Source organism: Streptococcus parasanguinis (assembly GCF_019929185.1).
GTDB classification, from domain to species: Bacteria; Bacillota; Bacilli; order Lactobacillales; family Streptococcaceae; genus Streptococcus; species Streptococcus parasanguinis_O.
On record NZ_JAHZPC010000004.1, the window covers coordinates 115049 to 137876 of the forward strand.

Here is a 22828-nt window from a genome sequence, read left to right on the forward strand (position 1 = left end):
AGAAAAGAGGACCATAAAATGGCTATCATTTTACCAGAATTACCATATGCTTATGATGCATTGGAACCTTATATCGATGAAGAAACCATGCATTTGCACCATGATAAACACCATCAAACATATGTAAACAATGTGAATGCAGCTCTTGAAAAACATCCTGAAATTGGAGAAGACCTTGAAAGCTTGTTAGCTAATGTTGAATCCATTCCAGCTGACATTCGCCAAGCTGTGATCAACAATGGTGGTGGTCATTTGAACCACGCTCTTTTCTGGGAATTGATGACTCCAGAACAAACAGCTCCTTCAGCAGAACTTGCTGCAGCTATTGATGCCACATTTGGTTCATTTGAAGACTTCAAAGCAGCCTTCACAGCAGCAGCAACGACACGTTTTGGTTCTGGCTGGGCATGGTTGGTTGTCAACAAAGAGGGTAAACTTGAAGTCACTTCAACAGCAAACCAAGATACACCAATCTCTGAAGGAAAAACACCAATCCTTGGTTTGGATGTTTGGGAACATGCCTACTACGTGAAATACCGTAACGTACGTCCTGACTATATCAAAGCTTTCTTCTCAGTGATCAACTGGAATAAAGTGAATGACTTGTTTGCGGCAGCAAAATAATAAAATAAAGGAATCTATAAGAGCGACAATTGCCTCTTATAGATTTTTTTGTTTGTATCCGGAAAATCGGAGTATAATTTCTTGCGTTTGGACAGGAAAATGATACACTAGTAGGAGTGTGTCTTACTTATCAAAAGCCCAGTTTGAAGGGCCTAGGCAAGGAAAAGATGACCGTTAAAATGAAAACTGAAACATGCAGGGAGAAATGAAATGACTAGTATTACCATTACCAAAGGAGCAGTTGAGACGCCTATCTATTTACGGATGTTGAATCGTCATGGCTTAATTGCAGGAGCAACAGGGACAGGGAAAACAGTTACCCTCAAGGTCCTCACAGAAAAATTAAGCAAAGAGGGCATTCCGGTCTTTCTAGCTGATATCAAGGGAGATTTATCTGGTTTAGCCAAAGCGGGACAATGGACTCCAAAACTGGAAGAACGCTACAAACTGCTTGGTCTCACAGATCCGTTTGAGCCGCAAGCCTTCCCTGTTCGATTGTGGGATGTCTTTGGCCAAGCTGGTCATCCTGTTCGTGCGACTGTCGAAGGAATGGGGTCATTGCTTCTTTCTCGTCTGCTTGATTTGAATGAAACTCAATCAGGAATTCTTGCAATTGTCTTTAAAGTGGCTCAAGAGAAAGATTGGCCCTTGATTGATTTGAAGGACCTACAAAGCCTTTTAAAGGAAGTCTATGAACACAGCTCGGACTATTCTGCCCAATATGGTAATATCACCAAACAATCTGTCGGAGCCATCCAAAGAAGCCTCTTGGTTCTTGAAGAAGAAGGAGCGGATCAGTTTTTCGGAGAGCCTGCACTTGATTTAAATGACTTTATGCAACTCGATGCATCAGGGCGTGGGTATATCAATATTCTTTCGGCTACAAAGCTCTTTCATTCACCAAAATTGTATTCAACCTTTTTAATTTGGATGTTGTCTCGTCTCTTTGAAACACTTCCCGAGGTTGGGGATCCCGAAAAGCCAAAACTGGTTTTCTTCTTTGATGAAGCCCATCTCCTCTTTAAGGATGCAAGCAAGCTCTTTCTTGAGAAGGTCGAGCAAGTCGTGCGCCTGATTCGTTCTAAGGGTGTAGGGATTTACTTTATTACCCAAAATCCTCAAGATCTACCAGAATCTGTTTTGGCACAGCTTGGAAATCGTGTACAACATGCTCTTCGAGCTTATACACCAAAAGAAATGAAGGCCATCAAGGTGGCTGCCCAAAGTTTTCGTCCGAATCCAGACTTTGATACAGAAACAGTGATCACAGAATTAGGGACAGGGGAAGCCTTGGTTTCTTTCCTAAATGAGAAGGGGCAACCTAGTGTTGTTGAGCGTGCTTATATTCTCTCTCCTCAATCAAGTTTTGACCTCTTAAATGAAAGTGAACAATTAGCCTTAATCACGACATCGCCTTTCCATCAAAAGTATGCGACGACGATTGATCGGGAATCTGCCTATGAAAAATTAGCAGCTAAAGCAAGCAAGGAAGCACAAGAAAAAGAGCAAAAAGAAGCAGAAAAGGAAGAGGCTGCAGCAGATAAGGCAGCTCAAAAACGTAGTCCGGGTCGTCCAAGAAAATCTAGTCTTGAAAAGGCAAAAGATTCCTTCTTGAGTTCCTTATTCCGGACGATTGCGCGTGAGATCGCTAAGCTAATTATGGGCTCCTTTAAACGGAAATAACCCTTTTATGAAAAGAAAAAAACTTTTTAAAAAGAAACCGTTTTCTCTTTCTGATAATTCTTGTTATTTTCAGTAGAATCTTTTATAATTAATCTCGTATGAAAAAATATTTTAATCTACGCTCGATCATGATTGCGGTCAGTATTTTATTGTGCTTAGTGGGAACAAGCGCACTGGGCTACTTGCATCTTACGCAACCAACAGCATCAGCAATTGAAAAAAAATCAAAGAAAACAAAAGAAGCAAAAGAACAAGATATCGAAAAGTCTACCCCTGAGACGAAAAAACCGCGTGTCAAATCTCCTGAAGCTAAGCAAGCAGTAGTAGATGCAGACATGGAAACGATGAGCGCTTATGGCCTTGTCTATGATTATGCTAATAAAGGTTTGGTAGAGGTTGTCCAGGATTTCCTAGCGGAAAGTGGAATTGATCCGTCACAAGTTGCCTTCACGTATCGCAATGCCATTACTGGAGAGCAATTTGCCATGAATGATCTTCAACCAATGACGGCAGGTAGTACCTATAAGCTACCCTTGAACATGTTGGTGGTGGATGAAGTCGCAAAGGGTAAACTCAATTTAACAGATCGATTTGATATTACCAATACCTACTATGAATATGTAGGGGAGCATGACAATTACGTTGCTGCCTTTGATGGAGCTATGTCTATTCCTGATATGCAGCGCTATTCATTGGTTTACTCTGAAAATACCCCAGCCTATGCTTTGGCAGATCGTTTAGGGGGGATGGAGCAAGCGCGCAAGTTATTCAGTCGTTATGGTCAATCCCGTTCACCAGAAGTCAAAACCTTTAGCGAAGATAATAAAACGACAACGGATTATTACATCCATGTCTTGGAATATCTTTGGAATCATCAAGAAAAATATGCAGATTTACTAGAACTGATCGGGGAGTCTTTCCCAGGTGAGTACTATAAAAAATTCTTGCCAGATTTGGTGATTCAACAAAAACCAGGATATGTTGCTGAAGCACTTAATGTGGATGCGATTGTCCGTGAATCGACTCCTTATTTGGTTGCCATTTACACTGCAGGACTTGGAGGTACGACTCCAGAAAGTTCTGAAATCAGTGGCGTTGGTCTTTATCAATTGGGACAATTGGCTTATGTTATCAATGAATGGCATCGTGTCAATATGAATGAATAATCGACAAAAGGTCTGAGTTTTGCTCAGACCTTTTCTTTTAACAAAGTATCATGAAAATGACTTGGTGTTTCGAATTACTTTTCTGTTCTAAAGAGACTTCTTTCCCTTTTCTATAAAAAGTATGTTATACTACTAATAGTAATAAGAGGAAGTATAGACATGATTACAAAGGAAGATTACCAGTTGCTCCGCTCGCATCCAGCCTTTTCTGCGCTACCAGTGGAGCTATTTGATAAATTAGCTGTTGAAATTCATGCCAGGGATATCCCTAAAGGACAAATTTTATTTTATGCAGGAGATAGGCGGGAGCGCATTTTTCTTCTGGCAAAAGGCTTTGCTCGTATTGAGCAATTCGATTCGTCTGACCAATTCTCCTATATGGATTATATTAAGAAGGGGGCTCTGTTCCCTTATGGTGGGATGTTCCAGGATGAGCGTTACCACTATACAGCTAGTGCGGTGACGGATTTGCGTTGTTTCGTGATTCCCGTCAACCTCTATGAATTATATGCCCAAGAGAGTAAGGAGCAGTTGCTCTTTATTATGAGAAAGCTCTCCTCCATCCTAGAATTTCAAGAGTTGCGCTTGCGCAATGTCGTGACAGCTAGTGCCAGTGAGCGCGTGATTCAATCCTTAGCCATTCTGTGCAAGGACTATGAAGGTCTAGGAAATCAGCTTCCATTTCCAATTAGTATGAAGGAAATGGCCAAATTAGCAGCCACAACTAGAGAAACCGTCAATCAAGTTTTAAAGAAACTCATTGATTCTCATAAGATCCAGTATGAGAGAAAACAACTAACTTTTCTAGATACAGCCTACTTTTTAAAAAGTTTTGAAGAGATCAACTAATTCGTTGATCTTTTTTTATTTTTTACAAAAAAATATATATTCATAAAAATAATATAAAAGGCAAAATATGCAAAGAAAACGCTTCATATTAACTAAAAAATAGGAAGGATTCAAAAAAACGCCAAATTATTTGCATTCAAAAAGTAGAATCCTTTGTGAAAGCGGTACCAATAAAGAATATAATAACAATTGTAATAAGCTTGTGAACAAGCTCAAAGAAAAAAGGAGGATGACAGATGTCAACTAAACCAATTCATGTTTTCTCAGAAATTGGAAAACTGAAAAAAGTAATGTTGCACCGTCCAGGTAAAGAGTTGGAAAACTTGATGCCTGACTATCTAGAGCGTCTTCTTTTTGATGATATTCCATTCTTGGAAGATGCACAAAAAGAACACGACAATTTTGCTCAAGCGCTTCGTAACGAAGGAATCGAAGTACTTTATCTTGAAAAATTGGCAGCTGAGTCATTGACTACTCCAGAAATTCGCGAACAATTCATCGAAGAATATCTTGATGAAGCAAACATTCGTGGACGCCAAACTAAAAACGCTATTCGCGAAATCCTTCGTGGTATTGAAGACAACCAAGAATTGGTTGAAAAAACAATGGCTGGTTTCCAAAAAGCTGAGCTTCCAGAAATTCCAGAAGCTGACAAAGGCTTGACAGACCTTGTTGAATCTGACTACCCATTTGCGATTGATCCAATGCCAAACTTGTACTTCACACGTGACCCATTTGCTACAATTGGGAATGCAGTATCATTGAACCACATGTATGCTGATACACGTAACCGTGAAACTTTGTATGGTAAATACATCTTCAAATATCACCCAGTATATGGTGGTAATGTAGAATTGGTATACAACCGTGAAGAAGATACTCGTATCGAAGGTGGGGACGAATTGGTCCTTTCTAAAGATGTCTTGGCAGTTGGTATCTCACAACGTACAGATGCTGCATCAATTGAAAAATTGTTGGTAAACATCTTCAAGAAAAACGTTGGCTTCAAGAAAGTATTGGCCTTCGAATTTGCAAACAACCGTAAATTCATGCACTTGGATACAGTATTCACAATGGTGGACTACGATAAATTCACAATCCACCCAGAAATTCAAGGCAACCTTCGCGTCTTCTCTGTAACATATGAAAATGAAGCATTGAAGATTGTTGAAGAAAAAGGTGATTTGGCTGAATTGCTTGCTGAAAACCTTGGTGTTGAAAAAGTTACATTGATTCCTTGTGGTGATGGTAATGTGGTTGCAGCTGCTCGTGAACAATGGAACGACGGTTCTAATACTCTTACAATCGCACCTGGTGTGGTAGTTGTATACGATCGTAACACAGTTACAAACAAGAAATTAGAAGAATACGGACTTCGTTTGATTAAGATCCGCGGAAGTGAATTGGTTCGCGGTCGTGGTGGACCTCGTTGTATGTCAATGCCATTTGAACGTGAAGAAATCTAATAGAGAAGACCGGGAGCTGGTCTATAGAGATCAGCTCTTCCTTCTGACTGATCAATACTAGAAAGAAAATAGGAGACGAATAGAATGACAAATTCAGTGTTCCAAGGACGTAGCTTCTTGGCAGAAAAAGACTTTACACGCGCAGAGTTAGAATACCTCATCGGACTTTCAGCTCACTTGAAAGACCTTAAAAAACGCAACATTGAACACCACTATCTTGCTGGTAAAAACATTGCGCTTTTGTTTGAAAAAACTTCAACTCGTACTCGTGCTGCCTTCACAACAGCAGCTATCGACCTTGGTGCTCACCCAGAATACCTAGGTGCAAACGACATCCAACTTGGTAAAAAAGAATCTACAGAAGATACTGCTAAAGTTCTTGGACGTATGTTTGACGGTATTGAATTCCGTGGTTTCAGCCAACGTATGGTTGAAGAATTGGCTGAATTCTCAGGTGTTCCAGTATGGAATGGTTTGACTGACGAATGGCACCCAACTCAAATGCTTGCAGACTACTTGACAGTTCAAGAAAACTTTGGACGTTTGGAAGGTTTGACACTTGTATACTGTGGTGATGGACGTAACAACGTTGCGAACAGCCTTCTTGTAACAGGTGCTATCCTTGGAGTGAACGTACACATCTTCTCACCAAAAGAACTCTTCCCAGAAAAAGAAATCGTTGAATTGGCAGAAGGATTTGCAAAAGAAAGTGGCGCTCATATCTTGATCACTGAAGATGCTGACGAAGCAGTGAAAGGTGCAGACGTACTTTACACTGACGTTTGGGTATCAATGGGTGAAGAAGACAAATTTGCAGAACGTGTTGCCCTTTTGAAACCTTACCAAGTAAATATGGATTTGATTAAGAAAGCTGATAACGAAGACTTGATCTTCTTGCACTGCTTACCAGCCTTCCACGATACAAATACTGTTTACGGTAAAGATGTTGCTGAAAAATTCGGCGTAGAAGAAATGGAAGTTACTGACGAAGTGTTCCGCAGCAAATATGCTCGTCACTTTGACCAAGCTGAAAACCGTATGCACACCATCAAAGCGGTTATGGCAGCTACTCTTGGTAACTTGTACATTCCAAAAGTTTAAGACTTTATAACCAGATACCAACAGCTATAGGGGCTGGACTGCTAGCTTTAGTCCTGCCCCTATTTTTTATAGAAAGGGAAAATTAATGTCAAGAAAAATCGTCGTTGCTTTGGGAGGAAATGCTATTCTCTCATCTGATCCTTCTGCGCAAGCTCAACAAGAAGCACTTGTAGAAACAGCTAAACACTTAGTTAAATTAATCAAAAATGGAGATGAGTTGATCATTACTCACGGAAATGGTCCTCAAGTAGGAAACCTCTTGCTCCAACATTTGGCAGCAAATTCTGAAAAGAACCCAGCATTCCCACTTGATTCATTAGTTGCTATGACCGAAGGAAGCATTGGCTACTGGCTTCAAAACGCTCTTCAAAATGCTCTTCTTGAAGAAGGAATTGAAAAAGATGTGGCTTCTGTTGTAACACAAGTCGTTGTTGATAAGAATGACCCAGCTTTTGTCAACCTCAGTAAACCAATCGGTCCATTCTACTCAGAAGAAGAAGCAAAAGCAGAAGCTGAAAAATCAGGAGCAACTTTCAAAGAAGATGCTGGTCGTGGCTGGCGTAAAGTTGTGGCTTCACCAAAACCAGTGGATATCAAAGAAATCAATACCATTCGTACTTTGTTGAACGAAGGTCAAGTCGTTGTAGCTGCCGGTGGTGGTGGTATCCCAGTTGTGAAAGAAGCAGATGGTAGCTTATCAGGTGTTGAAGCTGTCATCGATAAAGACTTTGCATCTCAACGTTTGGCTGAATTAGTAGAAGCAGACCTCTTCATCGTCTTGACTGGTGTCGATTATGTCTTTGTAAACTATAACAAACCAGACCAAGCAAAATTGGAACATGTTAATGTGGCTCAATTGGAAGAATATATCAAACAAGACCAATTTGCACCAGGAAGCATGCTTCCTAAGGTAGAAGCTGCCATTGCCTTCGTCAATGGTCGTCCAGAAGGAAAAGCAGTCATTACGTCCCTTGAAAACCTTGGAGCTTTAATTGAGTCTGAAAGTGGAACAATCATCCAAAAAGACTAATAAAAAATTAGGAAAAAACTAGTATTTTAAAGCTTATTGTGATAGAATAAGTCTATAGGTAAGCGTTTTACAAGATGCTCTTGTAAAATATCACTCACACTTTGTTGCGTTAGGAGGAAGACAAATGAGTGAAAAAACGAAAAAAGGATTTAAGATGCCTTCATCTTTTTCCGTATTGTTAATTATCATTGCCATTATGGCAGTGTTAACTTGGATCATTCCAGCTGGTCAATACAAGGTTGATAAAGCTGGTGCCATCATCGCAGGTAGTTATGAATCTGTGAAACAAAATCCTCAAGGGATTTGGGATGTCTTGATGGCTCCGATCAATGCCATGCTTGGTAAAGCACCAACTAGTGCAGCGATTGACGTAGCCTTCTTCATCTTGATGGTCGGTGGTTTCCTTGGAGTTGTGAACGAAACAGGTACCCTTGATGTAGGGATTGCTTCTATCGTTCGTAAATACAAAGGCCGCGAAAAAATGTTGATCTTGATCTTGATGCCATTGTTTGCCCTTGGTGGGACAACTTATGGTATGGGTGAAGAAACCATGGCCTTCTATCCACTTCTTGTACCTGTTATGATGTCCGTTGGTTTTGACAGCTTAACAGGGGTAGCCATTATCCTTTTAGGATCACAAATCGGATGTTTGGCGTCAACATTGAACCCATTTGCAACAGTTATAGCTTCTGACACTGCAGGTATCTCAAGTGCCTCAGGTCTCTTGCTCCGTGTAATCTTCTGGATTGTCTTGACAGCCCTTAGCACATACTATGTTTATCGTTATGCAGACAAGGTTCAAAAAGACCCAACCAAATCTCTCACCTATGCAACTCGTGAAGAAGATTTGAAACACTTCAACGTTGATAGTGGCGAAGAAATTCCTTCACAAATGAACAAGAAACAAAAACGTGTCTTGCTCGTCTTCATTTCAACATTCGTTATCATGGTTGCTGGATTTATCCCATTCAAAGATTTGGGTATTACATTCTTTGAAAACTTTAACGAATCTCTCCATAAAGTTCCAGTGCTTGGCCAATTGATCGGTAACACAGATGCTCTTGGTACATGGTACTTCCCTCAAACAGCTATGCTCTTTGCCTTTATGGGAATCCTTGTTGGTATCATTTATGGCTTGAAAGAAGATAAAATCATTTCATCCTTTATGAATGGTGCAGCTGACCTCTTGAGTGTTGCTCTTATCGTAGCGGTAGCACGTGGTATCCAAGTCATCATGAACGACGGTATGATCACTGCGACAATTCTTCACTGGGGTGAAGAAGGACTTAAAGGTCTTTCATCTCAATTGTTCATTGTCTTGACTTACATTTTCTACTTGCCAATGTCATTCTTGATCCCATCATCATCTGGTCTTGCCAGCGCAACAATGGGTATCATGGCACCTCTTGGTAAATTCGTCAATGTACCAGGTAGCTTGATTGTCACAGCTTACCAATCTGCATCTGGTGTCTTGAACTTAATCGCACCAACTTCAGGTATCGTAATGGGGGCTCTTGCTCTTGGACGTATTGACTTGAGTGCATGGTGGAAATTCATGGGTAAATTGGTCGTAGCGATTGTTGTGATCACCATTGCCCTTCTTCTACTAGGAACAATGGTTCCATTCTTGCAATAGCATAAAGTAGGTGTTTCATGAAAAATAGAATAAAGGACGATGTGAAAGAGCAGTTTTTAAACTCGCTTCAAACCATCATTTCTTACCCTTCTGTATTAAATGAAGGGGAAAATGGAACACCGTTTGGACAAGCTATCCAAGATGTCCTAGAAAAAACCTTAGAGCTTGCTCGAGAATTAGGTCTTCAAACTTATATAGATCCTGAAGGATACTATGGATATGCAGAGATCGGTCAGGGGGAAGAACTCCTGGCCGTTCTTTGTCACTTGGATGTTGTTCCAGCCGGTGATCTAAAAGATTGGCAAACGCCACCTTTTGAAGCGACTATTGTCGGTGATTATCTAGTAGGTCGTGGTGTGCAGGATGATAAGGGACCGTCTCTTGCTGCCCTCTATGCAGTCAAGAGTTTGCTGGATGATGGCATCCAGTTTACCAAACGAATCCGCTTTATCTTTGGGACGGATGAAGAAACCTTGTGGCGCTGTATGAACCGCTACAACAAAATCGAAGAACAAGCAGATCTTGGATTTGCACCGGATTCCTCTTTCCCATTAACCTATGCTGAAAAAGGCTTATTACAAGTGAAATTGCATGGTCCAGGTTGGGATGATCTTCCCTTACAGGCTGGTCAGGCCCTCAATGTTGTTCCAGACAAGGCGACCTATGCTGGTCATCGTTTGGAAGAGTTGCTTCCTGTTTTGGATCAAAGTGGGGTTCAGTATAGCCAAACAGAAAATTCTGTAACGGTTTTGGGTGTTTCCAAGCACTCTAAAGATGCAGCTGAAGGAGTGAATGCCATTGTCGGTTTAGCGGAAAGTTTATCCCTCATTCAACCCCATCCAGCCTTGCTCTTTATCGCAGATGCTGTTGGTGAAGACGCGACAGGAGCAGCTCTCTTCGGTGAAATCAAAGATGAACCAAGTGGAGATCTTTCCTTCAATCTTGCGACCCTTGTGATCGATCAAGAACAATCGGAAATCGGAATTGATATTCGGATCCCCGTCTTAGCAGACAAGGACGCCTTGGTAGCTCGTTTGCAAGAAATTGCAGCTAGTTATCAGTTGGAATATGAAGAGTTTGATTATCTGGCTCCTTTATATGTTCCTTTGGATAGTCCTTTAGTCAGCTCTTTGATGGCCGTTTATCAGGAAGAAACTGGGGATAAGACGCCAGCTATGTCTTCTGGTGGTGCGACATTTGCGCGGACCATGGAAAATTGTGTTGCCTTTGGGGCTCTTTTCCCAGGTGCAGAACAGACCGAGCACCAAGCCAATGAACGAGCAAAAATTGACGATCTCTATGCTGCGATGGAAATCTATCGAGAAGCCATTCAACGCTTAGCCACCATATAAAAAAGTTTGGAAACTTGGTTTCCAAACTTTCATAACGAAGACAAAGTTATACTAAAAACTTTCCTTAGGTGAGTACGGACGTCAGCGAACTTCTACGAAGTTCCAAGACTAAATCAAGATACTAAGGGCGTCTGTGGATAAAGTCAAAATAGGAAGTTTGACGCGGAATCTTTCGATTCTAGGAGAACTTATCTTTTTGACACAATCCGCAGCCCGTGTTCAATTTGTATTGAGCCCCCTCGCTCTTTAATTTCTGGGCTCAGGCTAAAACAGTTTCCCAAACTGTTTTACTCTCAATAATTCCGAGTGCCTGAAACAAAATTGTTTCAGGCACTTTTCTCACGGCGGAAAGTTTCAGTGTTTTCTTCATTCATTCAAAAAATTAGAACACATTTTAATTTTTTTGCAGAATCGCTCACCTTATTTTAAGATAGTTTGTCTACATTTTAAAAAGTTTGGAAACTTGGTTTCCAAACTTTTTATTTACTAAAGAAGAAGGGTGGGGTGAATTCTTTTAATTTTTCAAAACAATCCAAAGCTCCTTGGTTGTCTTCGCAGATGACCAAACAGACATCGTCTCCACAGATGGTGGCTACAATTTCTTGGAGTTCCAATGCGTCTAGGATCGCTCCAAAGGATTGGGCCAGACCTGGAAGAGTTTTTACAACGACCTGGTTTTGAACCGGTCGCAACATGACTAAGGCATCTTCCATATACATCCGCAGGCGCTTTTCCCAACGGGAAGGAGCGATGGTGTTCATGGCATAGTAGGAACTATCCCCCTCGTTAATTTTCACCAGATTCAAGGATTTGACATCCCGTGAAAGGGTGGACTGGGTAACGAGAACACCATTGGCTTCTAAGGCTTCTTGAAGTTCTTGTTGGGTATGAATCCTACGCTCAGAAATGATCGAGCGGATCAAGCGGTGGCGGCTTTCAATTTTATTCATGAGAGACTCCTTTACTTGATGAACATGGCATCCCCAAAGCTGAAGAAACGGTAGCGTTCTTGAATCGCATGGTGGTATGCTTCGAGGGTTAATTCACGGCCAGCAAAGGCAGAAACCAACATGACCAGAGTTGATTTTGGAAGGTGGAAGTTAGTTGAAAAGGCATCGACGACTTTCCATTCGTAACCTGGTTTGATAAAGATATTGGTCCAGCCGGAATCGGCTTGGATATCACCATCAAATTTGTTTCCAATCGTTTCAAGAGTTCGAATAGAAGTCGTTCCGACGGCTACGATGCGTTTTCCTGCAGCTTTTACCTGACGAAGGGTAGCAGCAGCCTCTTCAGAAAGTTGGTAAAATTCAGAGTGCATCTCATGGTCTTCAAGATTGTCCACAGATACTGGACGGAAGGTTCCCAGGCCCACATGAAGGGTCAAATAGACCAGGTGAACCCCTTTTGCTTCAATTTTCTGGAGCAATTCTTGGGTGAAATGAAGACCTGCCGTCGGAGCTGCAGCAGAACCATTTTCTTTGGCGTAAACGGTTTGGTAGCGCTCGCGGTCAGCCAGTTTTTCATGGATATAGGGAGGAAGTGGCATTTCACCAAGGCTTTCCAAAACTTCTAAAAAGATCCCTTGGTAGTGGAAGCGAACGATACGGCCTCCGTGCTCTAATTCTTCCTCAACGGTTGCGGTCAATCGACCATCTCCGAAGCTGACTGTGGCCCCTAACTTTAAGCGTTTTGCAGGTTTTGCCAAGACTTCCCAACAGTCATCTTGAGTATTTTTAAGGAGAAGGAATTCGACGTGACCACCTGTTTCTGGTTTGACCCCATGAAGGCGGGCTGGTAGAACGCGCGTATTGTTCATGACAAGAGCATCTCCTGGCTCCAATTCATCCAAAATTGCATCAAAATGACGGTCTTGGAATTGCCCTGTTTTTCGATCGAGGATCAAGAGTTTAGAGGCATCTCGTTTTTCAAGAGGGGTTTGAGCAATCAGTTCTTCAGGCAAATCAAAGTCAAAGTCGTTGGTATTCATTTGCGCTCCTTTTATAATAAATTTGTGAGTAGATAGATGGTAGTCCCGACCGCTAAGAGCATCAGGCAGATTCCCATCAAAAAGATCAGGACCTTGAGAATCTTTCTCTGATGAATCAAGAAAGATAAGAGAAAGACAAGGAGTCCGATCAAAAAAATGATGAATAATAGTGATACAATCATACCTTTCATTATATCACGAATCGACTTGAAAATGAAAAAAAATGCCAGAAAAAGATAGCGGTTTCACTTGACAAAAATTGGTCTATACCATATAATAAAAGCATAAAGAAATAGGAGGTCTATCCAATGAACATTATTGAAGTAAAGGACCAAATTGAAGGTGGAAAAGTTGCCTTTGATATATTAAAAGAAACCTTAAAGGAAGGTGCTCAAACCTTAGGTCTTGCGACTGGAAGCAGTCCCCTTGAGTTTTATAAACAAATTCGTGAAAGTGATTTGGATCTGTCTAATCTAATCAGTGTGAACTTAGATGAATACGTAGGGTTGACGGGAGATGATCCTCAATCTTATCGTTATTTCATGGAGAAAAATCTCTTTGATGCCAAGCCGTTCAAAGAAAGCTATCTCCCATCAGGTGTAGAAGAATCTGCCGATCAAGAAGTGATCCGTTATAACAAAATCCTCGAAGACCATCCAGTAGACCTTCAAATCTTAGGGATTGGACGCAATGGGCATATCGGTTTTAATGAGCCGGGCACTTCCTTTGATAGTCAGACCCACTTAGTTCAGTTGGATGTCTCTACGATTGAAGCCAATTCTCGTTTCTTTGATAAGATCGAAGATGTACCAACCCAAGCCATCTCGATGGGGATTGCCAATATCTTAGCTGCGAAATCAATTGTCTTGTTTGCCTATGGGGAATCGAAAGCCCAAGCGATCAAAGGTACGGTAGAGGGTGAAAGGACAGAAAAAGTGCCAGCTAGTGCCCTTCAAGGACATCCAAATGTGACCATTATTGCGGATAAGGAAGCCTTGAGCTTGTTAAGTCGATAAAAAACAGGACCTATCGCCGATTTATTCGGGCCAGATAGGTTTTTTTCTGCTTCAAAATATGGTACAATACAAGTAATTATCTGCTGTGATTAGCTCTTTTCATCTACTGGGAGACAAGAGGAAAGGGCATGAGGGCTAGAAGCTTATTTTAGCCTCCAGCTGATTAGTCTGTTTTAAAGGAAAAGTTTATGATAAAAAAATATTTGATCCATATTTGCCTCCTTCTGAGTCTCTTATGCCAGCCAATTCTAGCGAGTGCGGATGAATTGGTGGATATGGCGCAAAAGATGTATCCAAATGACAATGTCCAAGCCATTAACCGTCCGCATTCTTCGCTTATTATTGACGGAAATACGGGCAATGTTCTTTGGAAAGACAATATCGATGAAGTCAGAGATCCGGCCAGCATGAGTAAGCTCATGACGCTCTATCTCTTGTTTGAAGATATGGCAAATGGCAAGATCAGTAAGGATACAGTGATCAAGGCGACCGCTTCAGACCAAGCGATCGGAAAGATCTATGAGATCTCCAACAATAATATTGTTGCTGGGGTGGACTATACAATTCCTGAGTTGATTACCATGACAGTGGTTCCATCCTCAAATGTATCGACCCTTATGTTGGCCAATCTCATGTCCAACAATGATCCAGATGCCTTTATCGAGCGCATGAATGCCAAAGCTAAGGAATTAGGGATGACCAACACGGTCTGGAATAACCCGAGTGGGGCGGCCATCTCCACCTTGCAAGGCTACTATCAGGTAAACAATTATCCAAATGATGCGGCTAACCAGACAACTGCGCGTGATTTAGGGATTTTGGTCTATCATTTTATCAATCAATACCCAGATATTTTAAACTATACCAATCAAGCCCAAGTCACGGTCAAAAAAGGAACTCCGTATGAGGAAACCTTTGATACCTACAATTATTCATTGCCAGGAGCCAAGTATGCCTTGAAAGGTGTGGATGGTTTAAAAACTGGTTCAAGTCCTCGTGGAGCTTTCAACTATATCGCGACCATCAAACGGGGCAATCAGCGCTTAATTGCTGTCATTATGGGCGTAGGAGATTGGGCAGACCAAGATGGGGAATATTACCGCCATCCGTTTGGCAATGCTTTGATCGAAAAAGCTTATAAAGATTTTGGCTATAAAAAATTGTTAGATGCGGGTGTCCAGAAGATTGACGGCAAGACCTATACACTCGAAAAACCCTTCTATGCAACGGTTAAAAAAGGTGCTAAAGAACCGACCCTTGCGGTAAAAGATGGCTATCTGACAGTAGATAATGATCTCTACACCTTGTCTGAAGGTATCCGAGATGATATGAAGGTGGAAGAAGGAGCCAAGCCAGAGCTTGTCAAAGAAACAGCAAGTGGGAAAAAGACAACGGCTAAGCACAGTAAATGGCTTTCGCTGGATCACTTCCTGATTTTGATTCCGATTCTCATTATTGTCATCATTCTCTCGATTGAAAAACAAAGTCGTGAGAGACGCAAAAAAGAGGCTCAAAAGCGCTATAATAAAGAATAAAATAAAACCTAACTGATTGTCAGTTGGGTTTTGTCATTGTCCCATTCCGATATTTTTAGAAAGGATTCATATGAAAAAATTCCGAAATTCTTATGCGGCTTATATGCTGCTCTATAGTTTTTATTTTATGTCCACCTCTCTCTTTACGACCCTCATTTCCGTCTATTTGATGGGAAAGCACTATAGTGCAACTCAAGTGTCGACCTTGGTATCGATTGCCTTTTTCTTATCCATGGTAGCCCAACCCTTCTTTGGTTATATCAATGAGCGATTTGGAATCGTAAAAATGACGACCCTCAGTCTAAGTGTGATCATTGGTGGTGTCTTCGGTTTTCTTTGGGCCCCCAATCTCTTTTGGCTGACTGTTTTTTACGGGATTGTTCTAGTCTGTTTGAATGGGACAGCTCCCATGATGGAAGTATTTGCAACGCAAAGTCCATACGCTTTTGGGAAGATTCGCGTTTGGGGAACCATTGGCTACTCGGTCGGTGTTCAAATAGCCGGCTGGGTCTATCATCAGTTTAGCCCCCAAGCTGTCTATTATACGGTTTTGATCACCATTGTATTGAGTCTCTTCTGCCTAAGTGCGGTTCGAATGAAGAAAAAAGAGACAGTCGTAGAAAAGGAAAAACATCCTGTCTCTATTCGTCCTCTTCTTCATAATGGACCTTATCTCTTCTTTATCATTTTGATTGGCTTGGCTTCAGGGGTTGGAAATATTGGTCATACCTATATTCCTGAGTTGCTCATGGATAGTGGTCTACCAGTCCATATTGCCTCTACGGTTGTAGCTATCTCCGTCGTAGTGGAAGCCCCCTTGATCTTTTTCTCTGATCGATTCATGGACCACTGGCCTTTACGGGTTTTGATCGCTCTTCCAATCGGGATTATTTTTGCTCAATATGCTGTCTACGCTCTTCCAAGTCCTGTCTTCTTAAAAGTGCTTTTGACTCTTTTAGCCAAGCATACAACAGGGATGGTTTTGATTATGGTCTCCTTACGGTTTATTGCCCAACAGGTGAATGGCAAAGACTTGGTTCTTGCCATGGCCATTGTCCAAGGAGCTCGTTATTTAGGAACCATTCTTTTACAACCCTTCGCAGCCCTCTGTATTGAAAGAGGTGGTTACCAAGTCATGAGTTTCTTTTTAGCAGGGGTTGTAGGGATCGTCTTTTTACTGAGCTTTGCCTTAAAAATGCCCCAAGGGAAGGCTCACGGCCTTTTTGGTGGCAAAGTAGACTAATGAAATTGTTACAATTGTATGACTAATCATCGAGGAGTTGGACAGAAACACTGATCTCATAGTGTTTTGTCCAACTTTTTTGCTATTATTAAGAACTAGTGATTAATTTGACAATCAAAGTATTCGATGATAGAATGAGGTAAAATAAATATAAAGGAGACCATTTTATGAAAAAAATGATCTTATCGACAGCTGCTCTTTTGACGATTGTTTCCCTAGCTGCTTGTTCAAACAAACAAGACACAAAGAAGGAAACTTCAAATAGTCAATCAACTACTAAAGTGACGAGCAAATCTGCCAACACTTCGAAAAGTAAGGATACTTCAACAGATTCAGAAGATACGTCATCTTCTAGCCTCTTAACAGATGCTGAAATCAGTAAAGCAAAAACTGTTGGGGACTTCAAAAAGTTGTTTGCAAAATTAATGGATCAATCTGTTTCACTTACCGAAGAAGCAGGTACTTCTGTGACAGGTTCTGCAAAAGAGCAATACGATGCAACTGTTAGCGCCTTGAAGCAAGAATTGGAAAACCAAAAAGATATTTTTAATGAAGGCTTGAAAAGCATCGGTTCAGATAGCACAGTCGTTCCTAAAGAAGACCGTGAAGCTTTGATCGAAAGCTTGAAAGATGCTCGAGAAGAGTTGGAAAGTACTCGTAAAGAAATGAAAGATATGCAGAAAGAATTGAGTAAATCTCCTGTTGCAGATGACGACAGTGATGATTCAGATTCAGATTCTGAAGAATAAAAGGAAGAAAAGGTTGGAATTTCCAGCCTTTTTCTTATTTTTTTTCGAATGATATAGATGAGGAGGTGGGCCTATGTTTATTGCCATGGATAACAATCAAAAGCGGTGGAACTGTATGGAAGAGATCCCAGCTGTGACAGAAGGGCCCTTCTATTGCTTAGCTTGTCATAGTCCAGTGCGTCTAAAAAATGGCTCGGTTCTAAGGGCTCATTTTGCTCATGTAGAATTACAGCATTGTCCCTATCATCACGAAGCGGAGAGTTTTGAACATCTGGAATTGAAAGCCAGTCTTTATGACTGGGCCTCTAAGGAGTCTAATACAGAAGTAGAAAGTTATTTAGCAGATTTTCAACAAATTGCCGATCTTTTGGTAGTAGACAAGAACTTAGCTTTGGAAGTGCAGTGTAGCTCCCTATCTTTAGAACGTTTGAAGGAGAGAAGCGATGCTTATCGATCCCATGGTTACCAGGTCTATTGGTTACTTGGTAAAAAGTTGTGGCTCAAGGAAAGACTGACAAAGCTACAGGCTGGTTTTCTTTATTTTAGTCAGAATCGCGGGTTCCATCTTTGGGAATTGGATCTTGAAAAGAAAGAAGTGCGTTTGCAATACCTCATCCATGAGGATTTGAGAGGGCGATTGCATTATCAAACAGAAGTTTTCCCTTTTGGCCAAAGGTCTTTACTGGAAGTCTTACGGACCCCTTATCTTTCACAACCCATGCGGCAAATGGCAGTCGAGCTCGATCGTACATTTTTAACGTATATCCAGCAGCAACTCTTTTATCGTCACCCAAAGTGGCTGAAGCTTCAGGAAGAACTCTATTTGCAGGGAAACCATCTGATGGAACTGGGGCTGGATTTCTTTTATCCTCTTTGTCGTCCGATCCTTTCACAGAACTTGCTTCAAATTGAAGAGGATGTAGAAGATTACTACCAGCAGTTTATGACCTATTATCAGTCGCAAGGGATCCAACCTGTTCAGATCCTTTATCCCCCACGTTTTTATGCTCAGCAGAAAAGCTAACTTTCTAAGATAGAAATCCTCCCGAAATGTTCATTTTTATGCTAAAATAGAACCATTGGAGGATTAATCGAAATGGTAAAACAACGTAATGAAATTGATGAAAAATACCAATGGGATTTGTCGACTATTTTTGCGACAGATCAAGCTTGGGAAGAAGAAGCAGCTAGCTTAGCTGCAGATATTAAAGCAGCAAGCCACTATGCTGGTCATTTGTTGGATTCAGCGCAAACACTGTTGGATACAACCAATGCATATTTAGAATTGAGCCGTCGTTTAGAAAAGGTCTACGTCTATGCCCATATGAAAAATGACCAAGACACACGAGTGGCTAAATACCAAGAGTACCAATCAAAAGGGATGTCTCTTTATAGCTTGTTAGGTGAAACCTTTGCCTTCTATGAGCCTGAATTCATGGCCATTACGGATGAGCAATACAAAGCCTTTGTGAGTGAGGTTCCAGCCTTAGAACAATATGGTCATTATTTTGATCGTTTGCTAGAGAAAAAAGAACATGTCTTGTCTCAAAAAGAAGAGGAATTACTTGCAGGAGCTGGTGAGATCTTTGCGGCTGGTGGTGAAACCTTTGAAATCTTGGACAATGCAGATATTGTTTTCCCAACTGTACATGATGACAAGGGCGAAGAAGTTCAATTAACCCATGGAAACTATATTTCTTTGGTAGAATCAAAAGATCGTGCCGTTCGTAAAGAAGCTTACGAAGGTCTCTACAAGGTCTATGGACAGTACCAACATACCTATGCTAAAACCTTGCAAACCAATGTGAAAGTTCATAACTTTAATGCTAAAGTTCGCAAATTCTCTTCTGCCCGTGAAGCGGCCCTTTCTGAAAACTTTGTACCAGAAAGTGTTTATGATAGCTTGGTAGCAGCTGTGAACAAACATTTGCCACTCTTGCAACGCTATGTGCAATTGCGTTCAAAAATTCTTGGAATCTCAGACTTGAAGATGTACGATATGTATACGCCATTATCCGATACAGACTACAAGTTTACCTATGAAGAATCGTTGGCCAAAGCAGAAGAAGTCTTGGCTGTTTTGGGTGAGGACTACCTTTCTCGTGTGAAACGTGCCTTTAGCGAACGGTGGATTGATGTGCATGTCAACCAAGGAAAACGCTCAGGTGCTTATTCAGGTGGTTCTTATGATACCAATGCCTTCATGTTGTTGAACTGGCAAGATACATTGGATAATCTCTTCACCTTGGTCCATGAAACTGGTCACAGTATGCATTCTAGCTATACCCGTGAAACCCAGCCTTATGTCTATGGGGACTATTCCATCTTCCTTGCCGAAATCGCCTCTACAACCAATGAAAATATCCTGACCGAACGTCTGTTAGAAGAAGTAGAAGACGATGCAACTCGCTTTGCTATTTTGAATCACTTCTTGGATGGCTTCCGTGGAACCGTCTTCCGTCAAACCCAGTTTGCCGAATTTGAGCATGCCATTCATAAAGCAGACCAAGAAGGTACCGTTTTGACTAGTGAGTTCTTGAATAACCTTTATGCAGAGCTCAATGAAAAATACTATGGTCTTTCAAAAGAAGACAATCCTGAGATCCAATATGAATGGGCTCGGATTCCTCACTTCTACTATAACTACTATGTCTTCCAATATTCAACAGGTTTTGCAGCAGCTTCGGCTTTAGCTGAAAAGATTGTTCATGGAACCCAGGAAGATCGTGATAAATATATCGACTACTTGAAGGCTGGAAACTCTGATTATCCACTCAACGTCATCCGTAAAGCAGGTGTGGATATGGAAAAAGAAGACTACTTGGACGCAGCCTTTGCGGTCTTTGAACGTCGGTTGAATGAATTTGAAGCCCTAGTAGAAAAATTAGGACTCGCATAAGATGGTAGAGTCTTATAGTAAAAATGCCAACCACAATATGCGCCGGCCAGTCGTTAAAGATGAGATCGTTGATTTTATGCGCACGCGTCAAAAACCGGTAGCAGGCGCCTTGAAGGAGTTAGAAGCATTCGCCCGCAAGGAAAATATTCCGATTATTCCGCATGAAACGGTAGCTTACTTTAGACTACTCCTGCAAGCCCTACAACCAAAGAAAATCCTTGAAATTGGAACAGCAATCGGGTTTTCAGCCCTCTTAATGGCTGAAAATGCCCCCAACGCACAGATAACGACCATTGATCGGAATGAAGAGATGATTGGCTTTGCTAAGGAAAATCTGGCTAAATACGATCAGAGAAAGCAAATCACCTTGCTTGAAGGAGATGCAGTAGATGTCTTGCAGGATTTGACAGAGACCTATGACTTTGTCTTTATGGACTCTGCTAAGTCTAAGTACATCGTCTTTTTACCACGAATTCTCGAACTCTTAGAGGTTGGGGGAGTCGTGGTATTGGATGATATTTTCCAGGGAGGAGATGTTGCCAAGGACATCATGGAAGTGCGTCGTGGGCAACGAACCATTTACCGGGGGCTTCAGAATCTCTTTCATGCGACTCTCAATCATCCGGATTTGACTGCTAGTTTGGTGCCGCTTGGAGATGGTATTTTGATGATTCGGAAAAATACAGAGACGGTAACCTTGCCAGATCCTAGCTCTTTTTAGGTAAATTTAAGGTATTCTCTCTAATTTGTGGTAAAATAGAAGAAGTTTAAAAAGGAACGGAGAATAATTTTCATGAAGAAAAAACTTGTAGCGGGTGCTGTGACCTTGCTATCAGTCGTAACACTAGCAGCATGTGCCAATGGCACAAACAAAGATATCGTGACCATGAAAGGGGACACGATTACAGTTTCTGATTTCTATGATGAAATCAAAACTAACCAAGGTGCTCAACAAGTTCTTTTCCAAATGACCATCAATAAAGTCTTTGAAAAAGAATATGGATCAAAAGTTTCTGATAAAGAAGTCGATAAAGAATTGGCTAAACAAAAGAAACAATTAGGTAACCAATTCGATGCATACTTGGCGCAACAAGGCTTGACGGAAGAAACAGCGAAGAAACAAATCCGTAGCAATATGTTGTTGGAATATGCAGTCAACCAAGCTGCTAAGAAAGATATCAAAGAGTCTGACTACAAGGCGGCTTTTGAATCTTACACACCAGAAGTAACAGCACAAATTATCAAGTTAGATTCAGAAGATAAAGCAAAAGAAGTGTTGGAAGCTGCTAAAGCGGAAGGTGCAGACTTTGCCCAAATCGCCAAAGACAATTCAACAGATACTGCTACAAAAGACAAAGGTGGCGAAGTTAAGTTCGATTCAGGAACAGCAAATATTCCATCTCAAGTCAAAGAAGCTGCCTTTAAATTGGATGAAAATGGGATTTCAGATGTGATCACAGTTTCAGCAGGTCAAAACTATTCTGCTAGCTACTATATTGTCAAGTTGAATAAGAAGACAGAAAAAGGTTCTGACTGGAAGAAATACGAAAAACGTTTGAAAGAGATCATTGTTGACGGTCGTAAGCAAGATACCAATTTCATCCGTAGCGTTATTGCAAAAGCGATGACCAATGCCAATATCAAGGTCAAAGATGATGCTTTCAAATCAACATTTAACCAATATTTGCAAAATATCGGTGTTCAAACGAGCGATAGCAGTTCATCATCTAAAAAATAGTTGACGGTTCCTTTTGGAACTTGTATAATGAAATAGTTGAGAATAAATCATTGTTACTCGGAATCAGAGAAGTGGCGGGGGTGCGAGCCATGGAAGAGAAATGATTTTGCTACTCGGCTGAGACAATTGCATATAAAATGAAGAATGACAAGTTCATTGAATGAAGGTGGTACCGCGGTTTTTCGCCCTTCGTTTAGTGGCTTGTCTTTTGTTTATGGGTAGTTGTCTGGAGCTTTTTAAAGGAGATCAAAAGATGCGAACCTATCAAGTGAAACAAAAATTTCGATTGGGTGGCGAGCGGTTCGATATCAAAGATGAGTTGGGAAATGTTGAATACCAGGTTGAGGGATCTTTTCTTAAGATTCCCAAGACTTTTACCATCTATGATAAGAATGGACAAGAAGTGAGCCACATTACTAAAAAAACAATCAGCTTTCTTCCCAAGTTTGTGGTTGAGTTGAAGGATGGGGACCGCTTTTTTATCCATAAAAAGCTGACGCTCTTCAGGGATAAGTACGATATCGAAGATTTGGGACTTCGGGTACAAGGAAATATCTGGGACCTAGAATTCAAATTATTCGATGATCGGGATCAAATCGTCGCTGAGATTAGCAAGGAACTCTTTCATCTAACCTCTACCTACCAAGTATCGGTGTATGAGGATGAATACGCTGATTTAGTCATCTCACTTTGTGTCGCTATCGATTATGTCGAAATGTTAGAAGCTAGCGCAAATTAATCTTAGAAAAAT

20 protein-coding genes are annotated in these 22828 nt (G+C 41.1%); 18 read left to right on the plus strand and 2 right to left on the minus strand.

Going from position 1 to position 22828, the window contains the following annotated elements; translation table 11 throughout:
- The first annotated feature begins 18 nt into the window (after nucleotides 1-18).
- From sodA to K1I56_RS04195, 9 genes are all read left to right on the plus strand, one after another.
- Nucleotides 19-624, plus strand: a complete 606-nt coding sequence (gene sodA, locus K1I56_RS04155) for a superoxide dismutase SodA (RefSeq protein ID WP_061455362.1) — start codon at nucleotides 19-21, stop codon at nucleotides 622-624.
- 210 nt (nucleotides 625-834) lie between these two features.
- Entirely contained in the window at nucleotides 835-2307 is a 1473-nt protein-coding gene (locus K1I56_RS04160) for a helicase HerA-like domain-containing protein (protein ID WP_195529527.1), read from the plus strand.
- A 98-nt stretch (nucleotides 2308-2405) separates the two neighbouring features.
- Nucleotides 2406-3473: a serine hydrolase gene (locus K1I56_RS04165; protein ID WP_195529526.1), complete on the plus strand. Its 1068-nt coding sequence runs from the start codon at nucleotides 2406-2408 to the stop codon at nucleotides 3471-3473.
- Between the two features lie 159 nt (nucleotides 3474-3632).
- Entirely contained in the window at nucleotides 3633-4322 is a 690-nt protein-coding gene (locus tag K1I56_RS04170) for a Crp/Fnr family transcriptional regulator (protein WP_003006344.1), read from the plus strand.
- Between the two features lie 236 nt (nucleotides 4323-4558).
- The gene (gene arcA / locus K1I56_RS04175; RefSeq protein ID WP_003002445.1) at nucleotides 4559-5788 is read left to right on the plus strand and encodes an arginine deiminase; all 1230 of its coding nucleotides are present in this window, start codon (nucleotides 4559-4561) and stop codon (nucleotides 5786-5788) included.
- 84 nt (nucleotides 5789-5872) lie between these two features.
- The gene (argF, locus tag K1I56_RS04180; RefSeq protein ID WP_003006350.1) at nucleotides 5873-6889 is read left to right on the plus strand and encodes an ornithine carbamoyltransferase; all 1017 of its coding nucleotides are present in this window, start codon (nucleotides 5873-5875) and stop codon (nucleotides 6887-6889) included.
- Nucleotides 6890-6974: 85 nt separating this feature from the next.
- Nucleotides 6975-7919 (plus strand): carbamate kinase, encoded by a 945-nt coding sequence (gene arcC / locus K1I56_RS04185; protein WP_223325350.1) that lies wholly within the window; start codon nucleotides 6975-6977, stop codon nucleotides 7917-7919.
- Between the two features lie 124 nt (nucleotides 7920-8043).
- On the plus strand, nucleotides 8044-9555 hold the full coding sequence (locus K1I56_RS04190; protein ID WP_003012149.1) for a YfcC family protein: 1512 nt from the start codon (nucleotides 8044-8046) through the stop codon (nucleotides 9553-9555).
- Nucleotides 9556-9572: 17 nt separating this feature from the next.
- Nucleotides 9573-10907, plus strand: coding sequence for a dipeptidase (locus tag K1I56_RS04195; protein ID WP_223325351.1), 1335 nt, complete (start codon nucleotides 9573-9575; stop codon nucleotides 10905-10907).
- Nucleotides 10908-11386: 479 nt separating this feature from the next.
- Here K1I56_RS04195 and K1I56_RS04200 read toward each other — a convergent pair whose 3' ends face one another.
- Nucleotides 11387-11857, minus strand: coding sequence for an arginine repressor (locus K1I56_RS04200; protein ID WP_003006364.1), 471 nt, complete (start codon nucleotides 11855-11857; stop codon nucleotides 11387-11389).
- An 11-nt stretch (nucleotides 11858-11868) separates the two neighbouring features.
- Complete coding sequence (gene queA / locus K1I56_RS04205; RefSeq protein WP_223325352.1) at nucleotides 11869-12897, minus strand: tRNA preQ1(34) S-adenosylmethionine ribosyltransferase-isomerase QueA; 1029 nt, start codon at nucleotides 12895-12897, stop codon at nucleotides 11869-11871.
- A 308-nt stretch (nucleotides 12898-13205) separates the two neighbouring features.
- On the opposite strand from queA, the gene K1I56_RS04210 reads away from it, so the two are divergent.
- The 9 genes from K1I56_RS04210 to K1I56_RS04250 all read left to right on the plus strand — a co-directional run bounded on the left by K1I56_RS04210 (nucleotide 13206) and on the right by K1I56_RS04250 (nucleotide 22816).
- Nucleotides 13206-13913 (plus strand): glucosamine-6-phosphate deaminase, encoded by a 708-nt coding sequence (locus K1I56_RS04210; RefSeq protein ID WP_223325353.1) that lies wholly within the window; start codon nucleotides 13206-13208, stop codon nucleotides 13911-13913.
- A gap of 188 nt (nucleotides 13914-14101) precedes the next feature.
- Nucleotides 14102-15448: a DUF1958 domain-containing protein gene (locus tag K1I56_RS04215; protein WP_070673833.1), complete on the plus strand. Its 1347-nt coding sequence runs from the start codon at nucleotides 14102-14104 to the stop codon at nucleotides 15446-15448.
- A gap of 70 nt (nucleotides 15449-15518) precedes the next feature.
- Nucleotides 15519-16691 (plus strand): MFS transporter, encoded by a 1173-nt coding sequence (locus tag K1I56_RS04220; RefSeq protein WP_155199435.1) that lies wholly within the window; start codon nucleotides 15519-15521, stop codon nucleotides 16689-16691.
- Between the two features lie 167 nt (nucleotides 16692-16858).
- A complete protein-coding gene (locus tag K1I56_RS04225) occupies nucleotides 16859-17440 on the plus strand; it encodes a hypothetical protein (RefSeq protein ID WP_201036894.1) in 582 nt (193 codons plus the stop codon).
- Nucleotides 17441-17513: 73 nt separating this feature from the next.
- Nucleotides 17514-18464 carry a competence protein CoiA gene (locus K1I56_RS04230; RefSeq protein WP_201036896.1) on the plus strand — a complete coding sequence of 317 codons (951 nt, stop codon included), beginning with the start codon at nucleotides 17514-17516 and terminating at the stop codon, nucleotides 18462-18464.
- 72 nt (nucleotides 18465-18536) lie between these two features.
- Nucleotides 18537-20339: an oligoendopeptidase F gene (gene pepF, locus K1I56_RS04235; protein WP_201036898.1), complete on the plus strand. Its 1803-nt coding sequence runs from the start codon at nucleotides 18537-18539 to the stop codon at nucleotides 20337-20339.
- Nucleotide 20340: 1 nt separating this feature from the next.
- A complete protein-coding gene (locus K1I56_RS04240; RefSeq protein WP_223325354.1) occupies nucleotides 20341-21060 on the plus strand; it encodes an O-methyltransferase in 720 nt (239 codons plus the stop codon).
- A 72-nt stretch (nucleotides 21061-21132) separates the two neighbouring features.
- Nucleotides 21133-22077, plus strand: a complete 945-nt coding sequence (gene prsA, locus K1I56_RS04245) for a peptidylprolyl isomerase PrsA (RefSeq protein ID WP_223325355.1) — start codon at nucleotides 21133-21135, stop codon at nucleotides 22075-22077.
- 253 nt (nucleotides 22078-22330) lie between these two features.
- Nucleotides 22331-22816, plus strand: coding sequence for an LURP-one-related/scramblase family protein (locus K1I56_RS04250; protein ID WP_023917679.1), 486 nt, complete (start codon nucleotides 22331-22333; stop codon nucleotides 22814-22816).
- The last annotated feature ends 12 nt before the right edge of the window (nucleotides 22817-22828 follow it).

Coding starts and splice junctions, on each gene's coding strand:
- pepF (WP_201036898.1), top strand. CDS start 18,537: ATGGTAAAACAACGTAATGAAATTGATGAAAAATACCAATGGGATTTG.
- sodA (WP_061455362.1), top strand. CDS start 19: ATGGCTATCATTTTACCAGAATTACCATATGCTTATGATGCATTGGAA.
- prsA (WP_223325355.1), top strand. CDS start 21,133: ATGAAGAAAAAACTTGTAGCGGGTGCTGTGACCTTGCTATCAGTCGTA.
- K1I56_RS04230 (WP_201036896.1), top strand. CDS start 17,514: ATGTTTATTGCCATGGATAACAATCAAAAGCGGTGGAACTGTATGGAA.
- K1I56_RS04225 (WP_201036894.1), top strand. CDS start 16,859: ATGAAAAAAATGATCTTATCGACAGCTGCTCTTTTGACGATTGTTTCC.
- queA (WP_223325352.1), bottom strand. CDS start 12,897: ATGAATACCAACGACTTTGACTTTGATTTGCCTGAAGAACTGATTGCT.
- K1I56_RS04200 (WP_003006364.1), bottom strand. CDS start 11,857: ATGAATAAAATTGAAAGCCGCCACCGCTTGATCCGCTCGATCATTTCT.
- K1I56_RS04165 (WP_195529526.1), top strand. CDS start 2,406: ATGAAAAAATATTTTAATCTACGCTCGATCATGATTGCGGTCAGTATT.
- K1I56_RS04220 (WP_155199435.1), top strand. CDS start 15,519: ATGAAAAAATTCCGAAATTCTTATGCGGCTTATATGCTGCTCTATAGT.
- K1I56_RS04215 (WP_070673833.1), top strand. CDS start 14,102: ATGATAAAAAAATATTTGATCCATATTTGCCTCCTTCTGAGTCTCTTA.
- K1I56_RS04195 (WP_223325351.1), top strand. CDS start 9,573: ATGAAAAATAGAATAAAGGACGATGTGAAAGAGCAGTTTTTAAACTCG.
- K1I56_RS04160 (WP_195529527.1), top strand. CDS start 835: ATGACTAGTATTACCATTACCAAAGGAGCAGTTGAGACGCCTATCTAT.
- K1I56_RS04170 (WP_003006344.1), top strand. CDS start 3,633: ATGATTACAAAGGAAGATTACCAGTTGCTCCGCTCGCATCCAGCCTTT.
- K1I56_RS04250 (WP_023917679.1), top strand. CDS start 22,331: ATGCGAACCTATCAAGTGAAACAAAAATTTCGATTGGGTGGCGAGCGG.
- K1I56_RS04190 (WP_003012149.1), top strand. CDS start 8,044: ATGAGTGAAAAAACGAAAAAAGGATTTAAGATGCCTTCATCTTTTTCC.
- arcA (WP_003002445.1), top strand. CDS start 4,559: ATGTCAACTAAACCAATTCATGTTTTCTCAGAAATTGGAAAACTGAAA.
- arcC (WP_223325350.1), top strand. CDS start 6,975: ATGTCAAGAAAAATCGTCGTTGCTTTGGGAGGAAATGCTATTCTCTCA.
- K1I56_RS04240 (WP_223325354.1), top strand. CDS start 20,341: ATGGTAGAGTCTTATAGTAAAAATGCCAACCACAATATGCGCCGGCCA.
- argF (WP_003006350.1), top strand. CDS start 5,873: ATGACAAATTCAGTGTTCCAAGGACGTAGCTTCTTGGCAGAAAAAGAC.
- K1I56_RS04210 (WP_223325353.1), top strand. CDS start 13,206: ATGAACATTATTGAAGTAAAGGACCAAATTGAAGGTGGAAAAGTTGCC.